Annotated in this window: 16 protein-coding genes; 9 read left to right on the forward strand and 7 right to left on the reverse strand. The window is 51.8% G+C overall.

Translation table 11 applies throughout. The features are described from left to right. Window positions 1-351 precede the first annotated feature (351 nt). From cbl to DCX48_21295, 3 genes are all read left to right on the forward strand, one after another. The gene (gene cbl / locus DCX48_21285) at window positions 352-1,305 is read left to right on the forward strand and encodes an HTH-type transcriptional regulator Cbl (protein ID QXE16819.1); all 954 of its coding nucleotides are present in this window, start codon (window positions 352-354) and stop codon (window positions 1,303-1,305) included. A gap of 423 nt (window positions 1,306-1,728) precedes the next feature. Continuing rightward, the gene (gene gltP / locus DCX48_21290) at window positions 1,729-3,045 is read left to right on the forward strand and encodes a glutamate/aspartate:proton symporter GltP (GenBank protein ID QXE16820.1); all 1,317 of its coding nucleotides are present in this window, start codon (window positions 1,729-1,731) and stop codon (window positions 3,043-3,045) included. Window positions 3,046-3,215: 170 nt separating this feature from the next. Further along, on the forward strand, window positions 3,216-4,112 hold the full coding sequence (locus tag DCX48_21295; GenBank protein QXE16821.1) for a hypothetical protein: 897 nt from the start codon (window positions 3,216-3,218) through the stop codon (window positions 4,110-4,112). A 623-nt stretch (window positions 4,113-4,735) separates the two neighbouring features. Here the strand turns inward: DCX48_21295 and DCX48_21300 are convergent. The 4 genes from DCX48_21300 to DCX48_21315 form a co-directional block, all read right to left on the reverse strand. Then, window positions 4,736-5,839 (reverse strand): iron-containing alcohol dehydrogenase family protein, encoded by a 1,104-nt coding sequence (locus DCX48_21300; protein QXE16822.1) that lies wholly within the window; start codon window positions 5,837-5,839, stop codon window positions 4,736-4,738. A 117-nt stretch (window positions 5,840-5,956) separates the two neighbouring features. Then, window positions 5,957-6,823: an ABC transporter permease gene (locus DCX48_21305; protein ID QXE16823.1), complete on the reverse strand. Its 867-nt coding sequence runs from the start codon at window positions 6,821-6,823 to the stop codon at window positions 5,957-5,959. Then, window positions 6,783-7,649, reverse strand: a complete 867-nt coding sequence (locus tag DCX48_21310; protein ID QXE16824.1) for an ABC transporter ATP-binding protein — start codon at window positions 7,647-7,649, stop codon at window positions 6,783-6,785. Before DCX48_21310 ends, DCX48_21305 begins: the two co-directional genes overlap by 41 nt. A gap of 57 nt (window positions 7,650-7,706) precedes the next feature. Then, window positions 7,707-8,729, reverse strand: coding sequence for a sulfonate ABC transporter substrate-binding protein (locus tag DCX48_21315; GenBank protein QXE16825.1), 1,023 nt, complete (start codon window positions 8,727-8,729; stop codon window positions 7,707-7,709). A gap of 326 nt (window positions 8,730-9,055) precedes the next feature. Between DCX48_21315 and DCX48_21320 the strand changes: the two genes are divergently transcribed. From DCX48_21320 to DCX48_21345, 6 genes are read left to right on the forward strand one after another with little or no spacing between them, the layout of a single operon-like run. Next, the gene (locus DCX48_21320; GenBank protein ID QXE16826.1) at window positions 9,056-10,078 is read left to right on the forward strand and encodes a malate/lactate/ureidoglycolate dehydrogenase; all 1,023 of its coding nucleotides are present in this window, start codon (window positions 9,056-9,058) and stop codon (window positions 10,076-10,078) included. Window positions 10,079-10,136: 58 nt separating this feature from the next. After that, window positions 10,137-11,150 carry a taurine ABC transporter substrate-binding protein gene (locus DCX48_21325; protein QXE16827.1) on the forward strand — a complete coding sequence of 338 codons (1,014 nt, stop codon included), beginning with the start codon at window positions 10,137-10,139 and terminating at the stop codon, window positions 11,148-11,150. 6 nt (window positions 11,151-11,156) lie between these two features. Then, window positions 11,157-11,930 carry an ABC transporter permease gene (locus DCX48_21330; GenBank protein QXE16828.1) on the forward strand — a complete coding sequence of 258 codons (774 nt, stop codon included), beginning with the start codon at window positions 11,157-11,159 and terminating at the stop codon, window positions 11,928-11,930. After that, a complete protein-coding gene (locus DCX48_21335) occupies window positions 11,927-12,730 on the forward strand; it encodes an ABC transporter ATP-binding protein (protein QXE16829.1) in 804 nt (267 codons plus the stop codon). The genes DCX48_21330 and DCX48_21335 overlap by 4 nt, the downstream gene beginning before the upstream one ends. Window positions 12,731-12,751: 21 nt before the next feature. Beyond that, a complete protein-coding gene (locus DCX48_21340; protein QXE16830.1) occupies window positions 12,752-13,765 on the forward strand; it encodes a D-cysteine desulfhydrase in 1,014 nt (337 codons plus the stop codon). Next, entirely contained in the window at window positions 13,762-14,478 is a 717-nt protein-coding gene (locus tag DCX48_21345; GenBank protein QXE16831.1) for an aspartate/glutamate racemase family protein, read from the forward strand. The genes DCX48_21340 and DCX48_21345 overlap by 4 nt, the downstream gene beginning before the upstream one ends. Window positions 14,479-14,781: 303 nt before the next feature. Here DCX48_21345 and DCX48_21350 read toward each other — a convergent pair whose 3' ends face one another. The 3 genes from DCX48_21350 to DCX48_21360 all read right to left on the reverse strand — a co-directional run bounded on the left by DCX48_21350 (window position 14,782) and on the right by DCX48_21360 (window position 19,722). Further along, entirely contained in the window at window positions 14,782-16,122 is a 1,341-nt protein-coding gene (locus DCX48_21350) for an anaerobic C4-dicarboxylate transporter (GenBank protein QXE16832.1), read from the reverse strand. A gap of 868 nt (window positions 16,123-16,990) precedes the next feature. Then, entirely contained in the window at window positions 16,991-18,361 is a 1,371-nt protein-coding gene (locus DCX48_21355) for a peptidase (protein QXE16833.1), read from the reverse strand. Between the two features lie 2 nt (window positions 18,362-18,363). Continuing rightward, complete coding sequence (locus DCX48_21360) at window positions 18,364-19,722, reverse strand: HlyD family type I secretion periplasmic adaptor subunit (protein QXE16834.1); 1,359 nt, start codon at window positions 19,720-19,722, stop codon at window positions 18,364-18,366. Window positions 19,723-19,750: the final 28 nt, after the last annotated feature.

Raw genomic sequence — 19,750 nt, forward strand, 5'->3', positions numbered from 1 at the left:
TATTCGGCCTTATGGCCTCACCCCTTCGGGGTCAGCGCAAGCGCTGTTCAAAAACGCCTTGCCGTTTTTGTCCTGAAACTCGAATTATTTAGAGTATAAAAGCGGGGAAGCAAATAGATCAGAAAGGCATAAATCATATCTAAATGGTTGATTGACTCTGCGTGAGACATAAAACTGATTTTATCTAACATTTTGATTTTACTATTTATGTCTATTCCTTGTTAGGTAATCTAGCGCGGCAGACATACCGTTAGTATAAAAAAATATAATCAACTCCATTTGCTTATTTGTTCTGCCTCTCATTACTTGGATCAATGTTGCTATCTGTAATAAAGAACAAGGGAGTGAAAGGTGAACTTTCAGCAACTGAAGATTATTCGTGAATCAGCACGGTGCAACTACAACCTGACCGAGGTAGCGAATACGCTGTTTACCTCTCAATCCGGCGTGAGCCGCCACATCCGCGAGTTGGAAGAAGAGCTGGGGATTGAAATTTTTATCCGTCGCGGTAAGCGTCTGTTAGGGATGACCGAGCCGGGAAAAGAGCTGCTGGTGGTGGCAGAGCGCATTCTGAATGACGCCAGCAACATTCGTCGGCTGGCGAATGTCTTCACCAATAACGACACTGGCCAGTTGGTGATCGCGACCACGCATACGCAGGCGCGCTACAGTCTACCGCCGGTAATTAAAGCCTTCCGCTCGCTGTATCCGCAGGTTCGCTTGGTGCTGAATCAGGGCACGCCGGATGAAATCGTGGCGATGCTTCATTCTGGCGAAGCCGATATCGGTATTGCCAGTGAGCAATTGATTAACGATCCCTCGTTGGCGGCATTCTCCTATTACCGCTGGCACCATTCGGTGATTGTGCCGGAACACCATCCGCTGACGCAGAAGCCGCTTATTACGCTGGAAATGCTCAACGCAGAACCACTGATTACCTATCGTCAGGGGATTACGGGGCGTTCGCGCTTGGATCGGGCGTTTCAGGCGGTGGGCATGTCGCCGGATATTACGCTCAGCGCGCAGGATTCGGATGTGATTAAAACCTATGTTGAACTGGGGCTCGGCGTTGGGATTGTCGCCGATATGTCATACGATCCAGTGCGTGACAAGGGGCTGGTACGGTTGAATGCTGAGCACTTGTTTGAAGCCAACACAGTTTGGCTGGGACTGAAAAAAGGTCAGTTACAGCGTAACTATGCCTGGAAATTTATTCAGCTGTGTAATACAGAGCTGTCGCTGGATGATATTAAGGACAAGGTCTTTTCTGATAACGATGAAGCGGTGATTGATTACCAAATCTGAGTAATTGCGCACTTTCCTAACCTGATGCCCAGCCAGCGTTTTTTCTGACTGGGCGGACGTTTCCCTTTCTACTTCGTTGCGATTTCTTGTTCCGCGACGCTTGCCGTTTTTTGTACTCAATTCAGCATAAATATGGTTTATCGTGCCGATAATCTGCTTGATCTGATCGTGGTGGAATAGTAGCATTCCTGTCATAACAATAGCTTATGCGTTTGTTTTTGTTAAGCTATACAAATAGTTGTGCGTTTTTATTGAATAATTATGTTAACGACTTTTGTGTCGCAGTAGAAAGATAACGCTAGCAACCAATCAGGTATTCTTACTAGTCAATTACCTCCACGTTGATTTTTTCGGTTCGTATTGCGCCGGAGTCGCGCTAGCGCCATGTTTGTGATGGCGGGGAGTTTAAAACGGAAAATGACGATGAAAACACAAAAAATCAGCCTAGCCTGGCAAATCCTTATTGCGTTAGTTCTTGGTATTGCACTCGGTGCCGTACTGCATGAACAGCAAGAAAGCCGTCAGTGGCTTATCAGCAATATTCTTAGCCCTGCCGGTGACATCTTTATCCGCCTGATTAAAATGATTGTCGTCCCCATTGTTATCGCCACGCTGGTTGTCGGGATTGCGGGCGTAGGGGATGCCAAAAAGCTCGGACGTATCGGCTTCAAAACTATCCTCTATTTTGAAATCATCACGACGGTGGCGATTATCCTTGGCATCACGCTAGCCAATGTTTTCAAGCCGGGGCTTGGCATCGATATGTCGACGCTGACTGCTGTTGATATCTCTCAATATCAAAAGACCACCGAGCAGGTGCAGAGCGGCTCGCATAGTCTGGTGGGGACGGTACTGTCGCTGATTCCACCGAATATCTTCGCAGCGATGGCACACGGTGAAATGCTGCCGATCATCTTCTTCTCGGTGCTATTTGGTCTTGGGTTATCTTCGTTGCCTAAAGAACATCGTGACCCGCTGCTGAGCGTCTTTCGCGGCGTGTCGGAAACCATGTTCAAAGTGACGCACATGATCATGCGCTATGCGCCAGTTGGGGTGTTTGCGCTGATTTCTGTTACGGTTGCCAACTTCGGTTTCGCTTCGCTGTGGCCGCTGGCCAAGTTGGTGATGTTAGTGTACGCCGCAATTTTCTTCTTTGCGCTGGTGGTGCTCGGTGCGGTCGCGCGGCTGTGTAAGCTGCGGATCACGATGCTGATCCGTATTCTTAAAGATGAGCTGATTCTCGCGTACTCTACAGCCAGTTCAGAAACCGTGCTGCCGCGCATCATCGAAAAAATGGAAGCCTATGGCGCACCGAAGTCGATTACCAGCTTCGTAGTGCCGACGGGGTACTCCTTTAACCTTGACGGCTCTACGCTGTACCAAAGCATTGCCGCGATCTTCATCGCGCAGCTGTACGGCATTGAATTGTCGATTGGGCAGGAAATCGTGCTGGTGTTGACGCTGATGCTGACCTCCAAAGGCATTGCCGGCGTACCGGGTGTGTCGTTTGTCGTACTGCTCGCCACGCTAGGCAGCGTCGGTATTCCGCTGGAAGGTCTGGCGTTTATTGCGGGCGTTGACCGCATCCTCGACATGGCGCGTACCGCGCTGAACGTGGTGGGAAATGCGCTGGCGGTGCTGGTGATTGCCAAGTGGGAACATCAATTCGACGAGAAGAAAGCGCAGGCGTACGAGCGTGAAATCAAAGGCATCAGTACACAGCCTGCCCAGCAGGGATAACACCGGCACACTTCAAATTGTATGTACAACGGGCGCATCGAATGATCGATGCGCCCGTTTCTTTTTAGTACCAACGTAATAGTAGAATACTGGGAAAGCTATTCTATGTATTATATTAAGTAGTTAGCTGTTGAATAATAGGAAATTGATTTCTGAATACGTGAGGGATTATGGGAAATGGAAATAATATTTACCGGTGGTTTGCTGGTCAAACTATTGAGGGAGCAAAGGGGATTAAGAGCAAACCCCAATCTTACTTTAGGGATGATCCTGTTTATCTTCCCCCCAAAAAAAATGAATGGACTGCTCTGGTTGAACAATGTAAGCCGGAGGTAAATCCAATAGCAAATGGTGTATTTGTTTGGACTGAAATCAAAGGGGCCGGACATGTATTTGTTTCAGTTCATGAGAATAATGACGCTCATGTGTATACCTATGGTCGATTTGGCCGGCGATGGTTCGGGGCCCTTTTAGGCGATGGAATTCTTAATTCTTTGAAATATGAAGATGCGAGAACGTATTATAGGAATGAATTATACAAAATGGAAGCTAAGGTATTTCGCATTGATGACGCAGATCTATTTATCACGAGAAAATACTTTGAACGGCTGTGGGAAAATGGCGCTCCTGCCACCCAAACTCCAGACATGCGTGATGCGACTCAAAGACGTGGAAAAACAGTTGATCAGTATGATGTGACAGGTAAGAACTGTACCACTCACACCATGGATGGAATTAAGTTTGCTGGTTCGAACGTGTTTAGCGCAGGGTACAGCACAAACTCTCAAATGCACGTTGATCTGAAAGAGAATTTCGCCGTACCTGTATCTTTGCAGCGATATTTAATGGGGAAAAGTGCTAGTGTATCAATGCAGGTTGCAGAAGTGACTAGCGAGTTCAAAAAGCAATACCCCAACATAGATAACTTTATGCCAACAGAAGAGACGCTAAGGTCAAGGGGAGAGTCAGCTGTTGCGGAAGTGGCTTCAGTTTTAGGTTATGGCTCATCTTATTCTGGTGGTTCAGTGGGCGGTTTATTAGGTGGCTTTAGCGATGCTAACAAATAAAAGAAAAACTATCGTTAGATGGTCTGGGATTATGTTCGTCTCATGTTGCTATTTTATCGTACTTCATTTTTCCAAAAGATCGTTTTTCAGTCTCATTGAGAAAGAGTCTATGCGAGTTTCAGGTGCTATGACAATTAGCGAATACAGTAATGCGATCAATATAGTGCAAGTTCAGTCGGAGGTAATCGATAAAGTTGGTTTTCTTGGTTTTTTTATCTGTATCGCGCTAATTCTATTTATTTTCAAAAAAGTAAGGTGATCTACATGAGGGGGAATAGGTCAATGTGCTTTTTGAGATGGGGAAGTATTCTATTTGTACTATTCTGTTATTTGGTATGGTTGTTTATATCATTACAGCCTATGTCTGTTTTTATGGAGAATGAAACCCTACAGTTTTCTAATTCCGTTTCAGCAGAGCGGTATTCATCCTCTCTCCGCCAGATCAAGGACGCAACAGAGAGTGTTTTTGATGGATATGTGTATGGTTTTTTAGTCTGTGTACCAGTGATATTGCTCCTTTTCAAAAAGATTCGTTAGTTTGCCCTTAGCGAGATGACATGCCCGATGGTTTTTTCCCAACAATGCCTGTGCTCCATATTATTGGGAAAAAGCGTTTTCTACCGTCATGCCGCGTGGCTGTCTACCACATGGCCTTCCAGTGTTTGCGTGTGCCATAGCGCTTGTTGAATTCGTTCGGCATCCGTTGCGAACGGCAAACGGGCAGCAATTTTAGGGGCGATTTTCACGTTCTGCGCGATGCTTTCAACCAGCAATGGACGTTCGTTCAGACCAAGGGCGCTTAGCGTGATCGGACTACCGTAGCGGCGCAACTGGGTGAACAGTTCTTCGCGGTCAGCGTCGTTATCGTGTTCCAGAAAAGCCTGGGCAGCCAGACCAAAACCCACTTTCTCTCCGTGCAGCCAGTCATGCAGTTCCGGCAGGCGAGTCATGCTGTTGTGAATCGCATGCGCGACGCCGATGCGTGGCACCTCATCTTTCATGCTATTCGCGACGCCAGCCAGTGCGATAACGGCATCGATCACACGGCGCAGGGCAGGGGTGACCAACCCTTGTTCATTATCCGCGATGGCCTGCTCGCCGTACGTATTAAACGTTTCTACGGCTAGCTTTGCCGCTTGTGCTTTGAGCGCTAACGCCAGCCCATCATCACCGTGGCGCAGATACGGTTGAAACTCGTACCACTTTGCCAGTGCATCCACGATACCAGCCTTGAGGTAACGTGAAGGGCTGTGGGCGATGATTTCACTGTCTACCAGCACCCACACTGGTAAACGCGTCAGTGGAAAGGGGCCGTTGTGCGCACCACTCTCATTGTAAATAACGCTGATCGGTGACCAAGCGGCGCAGGTAGCGGCAATGGTGGGTACGGCGATGACGGGGATCTGCCCCAGAATATCGCCGACGGCTTTGGCGACATCCAGCACACGCCCACCGCCAATGCCTAAAATCAGTTCTGCACTGAATGTGCGCGCCTGTGCGGTTAGCGTCTCGATCGCGGGTTTGGTGCAATCGCCCGGCAAAAATTCGACCTGATAGCGTAAGCCGTGCTCATTGAGGCTGTGTTCGACGGCATCCGCCGTCGTTTTCCATGCCTGCGGACTGGTAATAATCAGTATTGTGCTGGCGTAAGGGGCAGCATATTCGCCGACAGAACGAATGACGCCATCACGATTTAGATAGGTTTGTGGCGCTTGTATTGCAATCATGCTCGCGATCTCTCATCTCTGTGGGAAAAGATAAATCAGTTGTAACAGCGATATCGAACGCTGCAAAAGAACAATTCTGGCTATAAATGGGCAGATTTCGCATAACCAGAATGGCGTTTAGCGCTGCATTCCCCAGCGTTTCACCGTGACTTTTTCGATGGTGGAAAACACCAGCCCTTCAACCAGCAGCCCGATGATGATGACGGAAGCCAGTCCGGCGAAAACACGATCGGTGTAAAGCTCGTTACGGTTCTGGAAGATGTACCACCCCAAACCGCCATTGCCGCTGGATGCGCCGAACACCAGTTCGGCGGCGATCAGGGTGCGCCAGGCGAATGCCCAGCCGATCTTCAGGCCGGAGAGGATCGATGGCAGAGCAGCAGGGATCAAGATCGCGCTAATGTAGCGAAAGCCGGTCAGGCCGTAGTTGCGGCCCGCCATGCGTAGCGTTTCCGAGACGCCGAGAAAGCCAGAATATGTGTTCAGTGCCATCGGCCACATCACGGAGTGGACGAGCACGAATACCAGACTCTTTTCTCCTAGCCCAAACCACAGCAGCGCCAGCGGCAGTAACGCAATCGCAGGCAGCGGGTTGAACATGGAGGTTAATGTGCCTAAGAGATCGCGCCCGAAACGTGTGGATACTGCCAACGCGCTGAGCGCTAGCGCCAGCAGGCTACCGATGACATAGCCTTTCAACAACGTGCCGAGTGACACCACCATCTTATGTGGCAGTTCGCCGCTGGCGACATCGTCGCGAAATGCCTGAAACGTTTGCAGGAAGCTGGGCAGCATCAGGTCGTTATTTTGCCAGCGTGCACCTATTTCCCACAGCAAGATCAGCCCAGCCAACAGCACCAGCTTGCGAATCCAGGTCTGATTCCACAGTCTGGTTGCCAGTGGCAGAGGTTGGGCGAGAGTAAAATCTTTCAGCGGCGCCAGTTCACGCTGATACTCGGGCCGCACGGGGGGCTGGATGCTCATAAGTTTTACCTTGCGTGGATGTGACAGGTGAAGGTGCGTCGACATCGGTTGGAAAAAGAAGATGGTGAATGCGCTGTGCCGTGCTCTGAAAGGCTTCGCTGCCCTGATCGTTTAACGCGAACTGATGGCAGTTGATTTCCGCCCGCACGCGACCCGGATGCGGTGAGAGCAGTAAAACCCGGCTGCCGACGATCAGCGCTTCCTCAATCGAGTGGGTGACAAACAGCAGCGTGAAGCGTACCTCCTCCCACAGCGCCAGCAATTCCTCCTGCATTTTGCGGCGGGTCAGCGCATCCAGTGCGGCGAACGGCTCATCCATGAGCAGCACTTTCGGCTGCATGGTCAGCGCCCGTGCGATGGCAACACGCTGCTTCATCCCGCCGGATAAGGTATGCGGATAGGCATCGGCAAACTTCGCCAGCCCGACCTTATCGAGAAAATAACGGGCGCGATCTTCTGCTTCGGCTCGCGTTGCCTGACGGCTGGCAACCAGCGGAAATAGCGTATTTTCCAGCACGGTTTTCCACGGCGGCAACTGGTCAAACTCCTGAAAGACCATGATACGATCTGGGCCGGGACGTGTGACGCGCTGGCCGTCTAGGCGAATTTCACCGTCTACCGGAGACAAAAAGCCGCCGATAGATTTGAGCAAGCTGGATTTACCGCAGCCGGAAGGCCCTAATAGCACAAACCGTTCGGCGGGAAAGACGTCAAAACTGACATCATGGGTGGCGCGTACCAGACTGCGCCGCGTGCGGTATTCCAGCCCGACGCCGTCCACCTGCAACAGCGGCTGGCCGACAGTGTCGTGAGAATCGAGTGTCATGCTTGTTCTCCTGCGTAGCGACGATGGTTCTCGTCGAATGAAGCTGGTTCTGACCGTTTAGCTACCCGGCTGGTCGTGGATTTCAGCAAAGAAATAGTCCTTCCAGGAGGCGGCTTTGTTTTTCAACACGCCAAGCTGTTGCAGCTTTTCGGCATAAACGTAGGTGCGTTCTGGGGTGATGGTAAAATCGATCTCGGGGTCGGCGACGATGCGTTTAACCAGTTCAGGGTTCAGCTTCGATTTCTCTACCCGAATATAGGTGTCGGCCGCCGCGGCTTTATCTGCTTTGATGATCTGCGAAGCTTCCTTCAGTGCGTCGTAGAAGGCGCGGTAGGTTTTCGGGTTCTCATCATGGAATTTCTGCGTGGTATACAGCACGTTGAACGTCGCCTGACCGCCCAGCACATCATAAGAGCTCAGAATTTTGTGCACATTGTCATGCTCCAGCGCCTGATATTGGAAAGGCGGGCTGGAGAAGTGGGCGTTAATTTCGGAACCACCCGCGATAAGCGCCGCGCTGGCATCGGGATGCGGCAGGCTGACGGAAATCTTGTCGAAACGTTTGAAATCTTCTGCACCATAGAGCTTTGCGGTTTCAATTTGCAGCGTGCGCGACTGGAAGCCTACCCCTGCGGCAGGCACGGCGATGCGATCTTTATCGCTCAGATCACGGATGGATTTCACCGCCGGGTTATTGCTGAGTAAATAGTTGGGCATGGAACCGAGCGAGGCGATGGCTTTCACATTCTGACGGCCTTGCGTGCGATCCCACACGGTGAGCATCGGCGGAACTCCTGCGGAGGCCACATCCAGGGCACCGGACAGGAGCGCTTCGTTAATCGCCGTCGCGCCAGAAAGCGTGCGCCAGTCTACCTTGATATCCAGCCCTTGCTGCTTACCGTGTTTTTCTATCAGGTTTTGGTCGCGCACCACATCCAGAATCAGATAACCAATGCCAAACTGCTGTGCAATGCTAATGGTGCCTTCCGCATTGGCACCTAATGCCGTTAACGTCAGGCCGATCATGGCCGCAAGGCGAGTGAAACGCGTCGATTTTTTCGCGGGTAGTGAGTGATTCATTATTGTTATCTCTCATGGTTAAACAGTAATAAAAAAGGGTATGAAATAAATAATAAAAACGGCAGGTTAATATTTAAATAAATAACGTGCTGTAAATAATGTACTAAAGAAAACATCCTATTTTCTTGGTGCGTTGCTGATAAAGTGTTTTTTGGAATAAGTTAGAATAAATGTGATTTTAATCGGTGATGCATAAGGGAAAACAAGTAAATAACCGCCTTAGCTAAATATTCGCTATAGATAGTCTTATTTGTCAGTTATGGATAAAAATCTGCGCGTTATAGTGACGCTAATATTCATTGTTATGGTGGTATACCGAGAAAAATATGCCTGTTTTTACTCATCATTATTTACGCGATTATTTACGCGATCGGCTGACAGAGAATGACGTGGACGCGTCAATTGCAGGAATTGTGGCGGATAATCTTGTCGAATCTAGCCTGAAAGGGCATGACTCGCACGGTGTAAGTATGCTGCCGCGCTATATCGACGCGATTCGAGAAGGTGGGTTATCGCCTCATGCACAGGCAGAAAAAACGCTGGATTTCGGCCCGTTAATTTCGTTCGACGGTCAGCAGGGCTTCGGGCAACTGGTAGCAAGGCAGGCGCTGGCTGAAGGCATTGCGCGTGCACAAACGCATGGTCTGGCGGTGGTGAGTTTAGCCAATGCTCATCATCTAGGGCGCATCGGGGCGTGGGCGGAACAGGCCGCAGAGGTCGGGCTGGTGTCGCTGCACTTTGCCAACGTGTATACCAAGCCAGTGGTGCTGCCATGGCAGGGCCAGCAGGCGCGTTTCGGGACGAACCCGTTCTGTGCCGGTATTCCGGTTGAACACGACGAACCGGTGATTCTGGATTTTGCTACCAGCGTGATTGCCGGTAACAAAGCCCGTATTGCGTGGAATGAGGGCAAATCGGTTGCACCCGGTTGCATCGTTGATAACGAAGGTCATCCGACGGTGGATCCGCGCTGGCTGATGGAACACCCTTTGGGGGCACTGCTGCCGTTTGGCGAACATAAAGGATCGGGGCTTTCGCTGGTTTGCTCTCTGCTTGGCGCCGCGCTGACTGGCGGGAAAACCGAACGCACGGCGAAAGGTGAGGGTAAGCAGATTATTAACAGCATGCTGTCAATTTTAATCGATCCGCAGAAATTAGGCGGTGCGGCAACCTATCAACAGGAAATTCCGGCTTTATTGGAATGGGTGCGCCAATCCCGCGATGACGATGGATTATTACTGCCAGGTGATAAAGAAAAACAAACCTATCGTCAGCGGGTAGATAATGGCATTTTTGTCGATGATGTGAGTTGGGGGCAGTTATCTTATTTAAATAAAAACGTGGCTTGATGAATTAATTTATTAACTTATTTAACTTTTTATTTATTTATCTCCATAGGGAAAAACAATGAAAAATATATTGAGTGCGGTCGGTGTCGGTGGCTTGTTATTAATGACAACATCCGTACTGGCGGCAGAAAAGCATCCTGATGAAATCCGCGTGGCCTACAGCGGTGGCTCACAGGTATTAGTCTTAGCCAAAGCCGACGGTTCGCTGCAAAAAGCATTGGGTGCGCCAGTAAAGTGGGTGCAGTTTGCTTCCGGTGCTGATGCGCTGAATTATTTCGCCAGTAATGCGATAGATATCGCCAACTTTGGTTCCAGCCCGGCGACGGCCGGTATTGTCAGAAAACTGCCTGTGGAGATCGTCGGCGTATCTGGCGTTATCGCTACGTATGAACGCCTAATTGCCAAATCTGGCATCACTACGCTGAAAGATATCGAAGGTAAACGCGTCGCCTATCCGCCAAATTCCACTGCGCAGTACGCGCTTGAGGCGGCAATCGCGGTGAATAAACTCGACCGCAGCAAGATTACCCTTATTCCGCTACGCCCGGCTGAGATGGTAGCGGCATGGAAGCGTGGCGATATTGATGCAGGCTACGTCTGGGCGCCGTTCGCGCAAGAGCTGGAAGCTTCCGCCGGACACGCGATTTTTGCGACCAAAGATCTGCAAAAAGATGGCTATCTGATTTACAACAACTATGTAGTCAGGAAGGCATTTGCCCAGCAGTACCCAGAAACTGTGGCGCGCTTCCTGCGGGTACACCAGCAGAAAGTGGATGAGTTCCGTCAGGACCCAGAAAAAGCAGCGGCGATTGTGGCAAAAGAGGTCGGTGCGCCAGTCACGACGGCAACCAATACGCTATCAGGGCTGGAATACCCGACGCTGGAACAGCAGGTGACGGCGCAATGGTTGGGTGATGGTAACAACACGGATCGGAGCGGCATCGGTCAGGCGGTCGCGAAAACGGCGCATTTTCTGGAGAGTATCGGCGAAGTTCGCCAGCGTGATATTCCCGCGTCGTTCGCCGACTCCATTAATTCCTCTTATTTGAAGCAGGCTGCAAAAGGGAATTAACGGGTCGTGAAAAGAACGTCTTATGTGTTATTGAGCATCACGTCCGTGGCGGCGGTGCTCGCGTTGTGGCAACTAGCGGGGGCGAAGCAGTGGGTCGATCCGCTGCTGTTACCGCCGCTGTCGGATATCATCCTGACCGCCGGGGAGCTGGCGCAGGACGGCTATCGGCAGGTCTCGCTATGGGAACATATTGCCGTCAGCGTTGCTCGGGCGCTGAGCGCCTTCAGCATCGCCATTATTCTAGGCGTCCCACTTGGCCTGTTGATGGGGCTATCGCCTCCGACTGCTGCCGTTTTTAATCCTTTCGTTCAGTTTCTCCGGCCGCTGCCTAAAATTGCACTTATTCCTCTGGCGGTGGTCTGGCTGGGAATCGGTGAGGCATCCAAATTCTTTCTGATCTTCATCGCTACCTTTCTCAGCGTCGTGGTCGGTGCCTGTGCCGCCGTTGAGCGTGTGGAACGTTCCCGTATCCGCGTCGCACAAACGCTCGGTGCCAGTCGCCGACAGATCTTTTTCCACGTCGTTTTGCCCGATACGCTGCCGGAGTTGTTCACCACGGTGCGGTTGGCTATCGGTATCGGCTGGACGTCCTTGATTGCGGCGGAAATGGTCGCCGCTACGTCAGGCATTGGCTGGATGGTGATGAACGCAAGCGCCTATCTGCGTACCGATATCGTTATGTTGGGCATCTTATTACTAGGCGGCATTGGCTATGCGCTCGATTTGCTGTTGGTCGGTGCTCAGCGCGTCTTCGTACCCTGGGCGGGGAAATCGTCATGACAGAACATGCTCAGCCTGATGCACCACACATTGTCGTGGAACGCGTAAGTCTCACGTTTCCGTCACAAAGTGGTCCTTTAACGGTGCTAGATGACGTTTCCCTCCAGATCGCTAAAGGTGAATTCGTCGTGCTGCTGGGTCCTTCTGGCTGCGGCAAATCAACCATTCTCAATATGATCGCCGGTTTTGAAACTGCCGATAAGGGGCGCGTGCTGTGCGGTGGTGAACCTGTGCGCCGTCCGGGACCCTCGCGCGGCATGGTATTTCAGCAGGCCAATTTATTTCCCTGGCTCACGGTGCTGGAAAACGTGACGTTTGGCCCACGAATGCAGGGCGCGAATAAAGCCCAGCTTCAGCGTGATGCGGAAAACTATCTGGCGTTGGTCGGGCTGGAAGGATTCCAACAGCACTATCCCTGGCAGCTCTCTGGCGGAATGAAACAGCGGGTGGCTCTGGCGCGAGCCTGGCTGCCGAACCCTGAGGTGTTGCTGATGGACGAGCCGTTTGGTGCGCTGGATGCACAAACCCGTTTGATGATGCAGGAGCTGCTGCTTTCTGCCTGGCAGAAAACCGGCACCACGCTGTTATTTGTCACGCATGACGTGGACGAAGCGCTGTTTTTAGCCGACCGGGTATTGGTGATGTCCGCGCGTCCCGGTCGTATTGCGGAGGCGATCTCGCTGCCATTTGGCCGCGAAAGAGAAATTGAAACTCTGGCTCAGCATCCTGACTACGCCGCATTGAAGCAGCGTATTTTACATCGCGTTCGTGAAGAAGCGCGTCGTCACCTCAATCTGTAATCCGAATTTCAGGAGAATATTATGCATCTTGCCCGATTCCCCCGTTTATCACTGGGTCATTTCCCTACGCCGTTGGAAGTGTTGCCGAACCTGTCTGCTTATCTGGGCGGGCCGACGATTTATATCAAACGTGACGATGCTACAGGCTTGGCAACTGGCGGGAATAAAACCCGCAAGCTGGAGTTCCTGTTAGCCGATGCGCAGCAGCAGGGTGCGGACGTCATCATCACACAGGGCGCGACACAGTCTAACCATGTGCGGCAAACCATTGCGGCGGCGGCAAAGCTGGGGCTGAAAACCAAAGTGCTATTGGAAAAGCGCGTAGAGGATTATGGCGAAGATTATCAGCGCTCCGGTAACGTGCTGCTGGATAACCTGCTTGGCGGTGACATTATCGATCACCTTCCTGCGGGTACAGACATGCAGCAGGCGATGGAAACACTGGCGGAATCGCTGCGTAAAGAAGGATTTAAGCCTTATGTCATCCCCGGCGGCGGTTCCAGTCCGGTAGGCGCGTTGGGCTATGTCGCCTGTGCGGAAGAGCTGTTGTTCCAGTCTAGCCAGCAGCGCTTGCGCATCGATCATATTGTGCATGCGACGGGCAGCACGGGTACGCAGGCGGGATTGGTTACCGGGCTGGCGGCAACACACAGCCAGATTCCGCTGTTAGGCATCAGTGTCAGAGCGCCCAAAGCAAAGCAGGAGGAGAATGTTTACGCGTTAGCGCAGCGCACCTGGCAACTGCTGGGCATTCCGGGCGAACTGCCGCACAGCGCCGTACGGGTGAACAGCGACTACGTTGGCAAAGGATATGGTATTCCCACTGAAGGAACGCTGGAAGCACTCAGACTGTTGGCGCAGTTGGAAGGGATTTTGCTCGATCCGGTCTATTCAGGAAAAGGGATGGCGGGACTGATCGATCTGATCCGTCAGGGACATTTTCGCGCCGATGAAAACATCGTCTTTATTCATACCGGTGGCTCAGCGGGGCTGTTTGGCTACCGCCAACTGTTCGAACAAACGGCAGCACAATGAGCACACCGCTGATTGGCGTGTTGGGTGGCATGGGGCCTCTGGCAACGGTCGATCTGTTGCATAAAATCATTGAGGAAACGTCTGCCAGCCGCGATCAGGAGCACGTGCCGGTGATTGTCTGGAATGTACCGCAGATTCCCGACCGCCAGCAGGCGCTGGCAGGAACCGGTGAATCACCGTTACCGACGCTATTGCATGCTGTCCAGCAGCTTAATCGCTTATCGGTCAGTCATATTGTGGTGCCGTGTAATACGGCACACCACTGGTTTGACGCGTTGGCTGAGGCAAGTCATGCGCCGCTGGTGCATATGGCCGATGCCACGCTGCATGCCATCACACAACCTGCGAAGACAAAGAAAGTGCCGCAAAAAATCGGGCTGATCGCGACCCACGGGACGCTAAATGCCGGATGGTATCAGCAGCGTTTTGCCACGCAGCTAGATGCTGAAACCGTGGTGCCGGACGAGCAGGAAATGACGACACTCTTCGTGCCAGGGTGCTATGCGGTAAAACGTGGCGAACTCCAGCACGGTGGGCGTTTGTTAGAACAGCTTGCGGCACAGTTGGTGGAACGCGGGGCAGAGCGTCTGGTGCTGGCCTGCACGGAAGTCCCCCCTGCGCTGGAGGCAGTGGCGTCACGCTGGAGAGATATCAGCATCGATCCAACACGAGCATTGGCACAGGCCTGTGTTCGCATCTGGCAACAGAGATAAAAAAACGCATAGTGCGTTTTTCAACGTCGCTTGCGACGGCCCGTGAGGGTGGCGTGCCGGAGGGCACGCCATAAAAAAGCCGCCCATTGCTGGACGGCTATACGGGTAAACAACCTATTTACAGAACGAGAACGGTGATAATGGAATAGAAGAGTAAAGCGTTTGCGCCATGGATGGCGCAAGCCGAGCGCACAGGGATGTGTTTACAGCGTCTTTACGATCTATCCATTATCACTGCTCCACTGGCTTTGTCTGTAATCTCACCGTCCATTGCTGGACGGCTTTTAGGTACAAAGAACCGAATTACAGGAAGCCGTACATCGCGGCGAACACCCAACCAAAGACGCAGGATGTGCTCACGCCGATCAAGCCAGGAAAAATGAAGCTGTGGTTGATAACGAAACGGCCAATTTTGGTGGTGCCGGAGCGGTCGAACTGGATAGCAGCCAGATCGCTTGGGTAGGTCGGCAGAATGTAATAACCATAGCAAGCTGGTGCAGATGCCACGATATACGCCGGATCCACACCGATGGCCAGCGCAACAGGGACAATCGCCGCCAGCGCTGCCGCCTGCGAGTTAACGAACTTGGACACGATCAGCAAGATAATGGCGTAAGCCCAAGGATAGACTTTCACCAACGACCCGAGCGTGGCTTTGATCTCTTCCAGATGCGCACCGAACATGGTTTCCGCCATCCAGGCGATACCGTATACCGCGACGATGGCAATCATCCCCGAACGGAACACTTCGTTTTTCGATATCGATGACGGATTGGTTTTGGTTGCGATAATGATGATAGCGCCGGAGAGCAGCATAAACATCTGAATCACCAGCACCATCGACAGCGGCTTGCCAGCGAACACTGGGCGCAATTCTTCAACAGCACCCAGAACGGCTACCGCAGCGATGGTTGCCAAAAAGATCCACATGGCGACCCAGTTGCTGCGCGGCAATTTTCTGTCCAGCAGCGTGGCGGTATCGCCATACACATACTGTTTGTTTTCTGGATCGGCGATGAATTTCTGGAAGTCTTCATCCTTGTCCAGATCCTTACCGCGGAACCAACTGAAAATCCCTATCGCCAGAATACCCAGCAGGGTAGAAGGGATGGTAATAGACAGCAGGTCGAGGAATCCCAGATGTTTACCCTGGAAGGTGAAATTAGCCAGCATGGCAACCAGCGAGACAACCGCAACGGATACAGGGCTGGCAATAATCCCCATCTGTGCGCCGATTGAACTGGCAGCCATCGGCCTTTCAGGTCGAATATTATTTTTGATGGCGACATCATAAATAATCGGCAGGATGGTATACACCACGTGTCCTGTGCCACACAGGATAGTCAGAATACAGGTGACAAACGGTGCGATAATCGAAACGTATTTTGGGTTACGTCTCAGCATACGCTCCGCGAGTTGCAGCATGACATCCAGCCCGCCTGATGCCTGAAGTGTTGCCGATGCGGCCACCACGGCAATGATAACCAGCATGACGTCAACGGGCGGTTTACCCGGTTGCAGTTTAAAGATAAAGACCAGAATAACGAGTCCGACCCCGCCTAATAAACCCAGCGCGATCCCGCCTTTTCTTGCCCCATAAAAAAGGCAGATAAGGACAATGACTAATTGAATGATGAAATCCATAGTAGCCCCATTGAATTGCTCAATATACTCGCCACAATTTCAAGTTGTATGTACGTTGGCAACGTTCAGTCACCCGAGTCACTTACTTGAGTAAGCTCATCGAAATTCCTTCTCTTGCCGCCTTCCTGAAACTTGAATTATTTAGAGTAGTTAATGAACTGATTAGTTAGAATTAAAATAAGTTGGTTTTTACTGCGGGTACTATATGGACGGGTTGTTATTTGTTTTCTTGATCTAAATCTATTAATTTTTATCTTTGTCCTATTTCATGAAAATAAAAGATCTCGCTCGCAATAATTATGTCTTTCTGGTTTCTTTAGTTTTTTAAGTGTAATTTTAATTTATTAATTATTGCGGTGAGCGTTCGTTGGCGCGGTTGTTAATGATCGGTGGGGTGTTTTTAATAGTGATTAAATTCCTGTTCTTATTTTGTTGTGGTTTGTGTTGTTTTATTTTTTATTTTCGTTAACGATCACCACAAAAAATCATACCTTAATGCCAATCGATCTACCTCTAATGGAGTATTTACTCATATTTCGTTGTTTTTAAATGATTAGTTTAAAAATGATAAAATGAATCCCTTTTTGGTAATGAAGTCAACGCCAGACCATCGTGGGATTGTCGAAAAATAAAAATAACTGCTCCGTCACCGCTATTCACCTCAGAAATATAGCTAACTTGTTCTCTGCTATGTTTGCATTAGATGCGAAGGGGAACGCTCTTTATAGTGTGATTAGTTATTAATATAAAATTTCTATAATTTTTTTAGAATATCTGGATGCAAACTATTTTCATTTAAAAGAGGAATGTGGCCGAATATCGGCACGTCAGCGACCCTATTTTTTTTCAAACGGCACCCTTTCTGCTGTTAGATATGCACAAAATAGGTCGCTAACTGACGCAGCGTCTGCTCATCCAACGTGCCAGCGTAGTAACGCAACTGTAGCCAAGCCGTCAGCCAAGTATAGCGTGCCTCGGTCAGGTCGCGTCGTGCGCCATAAAGCTGCTGTTCGGCATTCAGCACATCAAGGTTCACACGCTCCCCACCCTGAACGCTCTTCTGGGTCGCAGTGACCAACGCCAGCGCCGATTTTTCCGCCAGTTCATAGGCGCGAATTTTCGCCTGACTGCTGGTGACCAAATTAAACTGGCGACGCAATTCCGTCTGAATGGTTGCCGTTTGCTCATCTTTTTCCCGCGCGGTTTGCTGATAGCGCTCCTTCGCCTGACGCGTCGCCGCAGAAACGCCGCCGCCAGCAAAAATCGGTACGCTGACACGGATGCCAATCGATCGCGTATCGTATTTTTGGTTGTAGCTGTTTTCGGTATCGGACTGGGTGTTGCGGGTGCTGGCGACCAGCGTGACCTGCGGCAGGTGACCCGCTCGGTTACGCTCAATGCCGTATTTCGCCACGGCAAGTGATTGGTTCAGCGCCAGTAGCTGAGCGTTGTGACGTAACGCCAGCGAGTGCCAGTGCTGATAGCCCGCAGGCTGAAGCGGTAGCGGTGTGAAGTGTGAGGTTAACGCCGCAAGCTGCTCCACGCCAACTGGCATCCCCAGCAGCGTTTCCAGTTCACGCAGGCTGATATCCAGATTGTCCTGCGCTTCGATGAGCTGCGCCTCTGTCAGATTGACCCGCGCCTCGGTTTCCAGCATATCTGTACGGGTGCCTTCTCCCTGCTGGAAGAGACGTTGATTCAACTGATACTGCTCGCGATAAGCACGTTGTTGTGCCTGAACCAGCGTAATCTGCTCACGGCTAAACAGCACGTTGGTGTAGGCCTGAAACAGACGTACCAGTAACTGCTGGCTAGCATCGCGCAGTTGTTCGTCCGCCAGCACCGCACTGGCTTCACCTTGCTGATAGCGCGACCACGCCGCGTAGTCGATCAGTGGTTGTTGCAGGGAAAAGCTGGAAGCGCGGCTGGTGTAATCCCGCTCCGACTGTTGGCCGCCTGCGGTGACCGTGGAATCGTTGCGAGACTGATTGTAGTCATAGGTGACTTTCGGCAACAGTCCGGCACGCCCGATGTTCTTCTCTTCGCTGTCGGCGTTGCGTGCATGCACGGCAGCCTGAAAAGCCGGATCGTGTGTCAGCGCATGCTGCCAGGCTTCCATTAACCCCAGAGCCTGACTCGGTGCGCTGTAGATCAGCGCGAGGAAGAAGGGAGCGGCATAAACGAGTACGGCACAGCAGGAGCGGATCGCCGCGCGGTAAATAGATGAAAGGCGCAGCATGATTACTCCTCGGTCAGCGCCAGATGCAGGCGATCGGAAAGTGGTTTGAACAGGTAGTTGAGCAGGGAACGCTCGCCAGTGCGAATAAAGGCTTCCACTGGCATACCGGGGCGAACATCTAGTCCGGCGAGCTGCTGCTTACCTTGTTCATCGACGTGAATACGCAAGGCGTAATACGGTTTTCCTGTCTGTTGCTCGACTAATTGGTCGGCACCGATGAGCGCGACAACGCCGGAAATACGCGGTGTGGTACTTTGATTGAAAGCGGAAAACAGCAGCTCGACCGGCAGCCCGTTATTGACTCTGTCCACCAGCTCGATAGGCAGTTGTGCGTCAATTAATAACGGTTGCCCATCGGGAACGATCTCCATCAGCATCTGCCCGCTATTCACCACGCCGCCTTCGGTATGCAGCGCCAGCCCGACGACCGTGCCGCTGGCGGGGGCGCGAATGTGCGTGTGCTGAAGCTCATACTCCGCGGTTTTCAGCCGCTGGGTGAGATCCTGAATGGAACGCTGGGTATCAGCGAGCTGGGCGCGTACGTCTTTTTGATATTCGTTCTGACTTTGCTGGATCCTTTGTTCCAACTCGACGACCTGCTGCTGGAGTTGCACCTGATTATTGCGTTCCTGCGCAATCGCGCCTGCCAACTGAGCGGCCTGTCGCTCGACGTCCAGCAGGCGATTACGGGCGATATAGCCTTCTTGCGCCAATGGACGCAGCCCGCGTAGCTGTTCATTGACGATCTGGAACTGCGTTTGACTGCTGGCAAGCAACGCCTGTGAACCCTGCGACTGGGCTTTTGCCCCGATTATTGCAGCCTGCATGGCGGCGCGTTCCTGTTGCAGCGCCGCGCGACGACTGATGAAAAGCTGCTGTTGGGCGATCTGAATTTGCTGTGTGACGGTGCTGTATGGCTCTATGGCGGCAGGGAAGAGGATTGTGCTCAGATCGTCGCGTTCCGCCAGCAGGCGCGCTTCGCCTGCGTGTGCTTCCTGCAACTGCGTGGCTAAATTATCGCGCTGTGCCTGAGCGGGAATTTGATCCAGCGTGGCAAGAATTTGCCCAGCCTGCACACGGTCGCCATCTCGCACGGTAAGCGAGGCGATGCGTCCGCTACTGACGGGCTGCACTGCTTTGCGGTTATCCGCGACGACGACGCGACCGGACACAGCGACGCCTTTATCCAACGGTGCCATGCCTGCCCAAAGTAGCAGGCCACCAAAACCAACCAGAACCAGCCAGAGCCCATGTTTCAGATAGCGTCCGGCATCGGTATGTAACGGCATCGCTGCGACATTATCCTCCACCGGATGCTGTGGGGCTGTCGGCTGTGATGTGACTTCGCGTAACGCGGACATGGTTATCCTCTTCTTTCCGTGATGCTTT

This window comes from Pectobacterium atrosepticum (assembly GCA_019056595.1).
Classification (GTDB): domain Bacteria; phylum Pseudomonadota; class Gammaproteobacteria; order Enterobacterales; family Enterobacteriaceae; genus Pectobacterium; species Pectobacterium atrosepticum.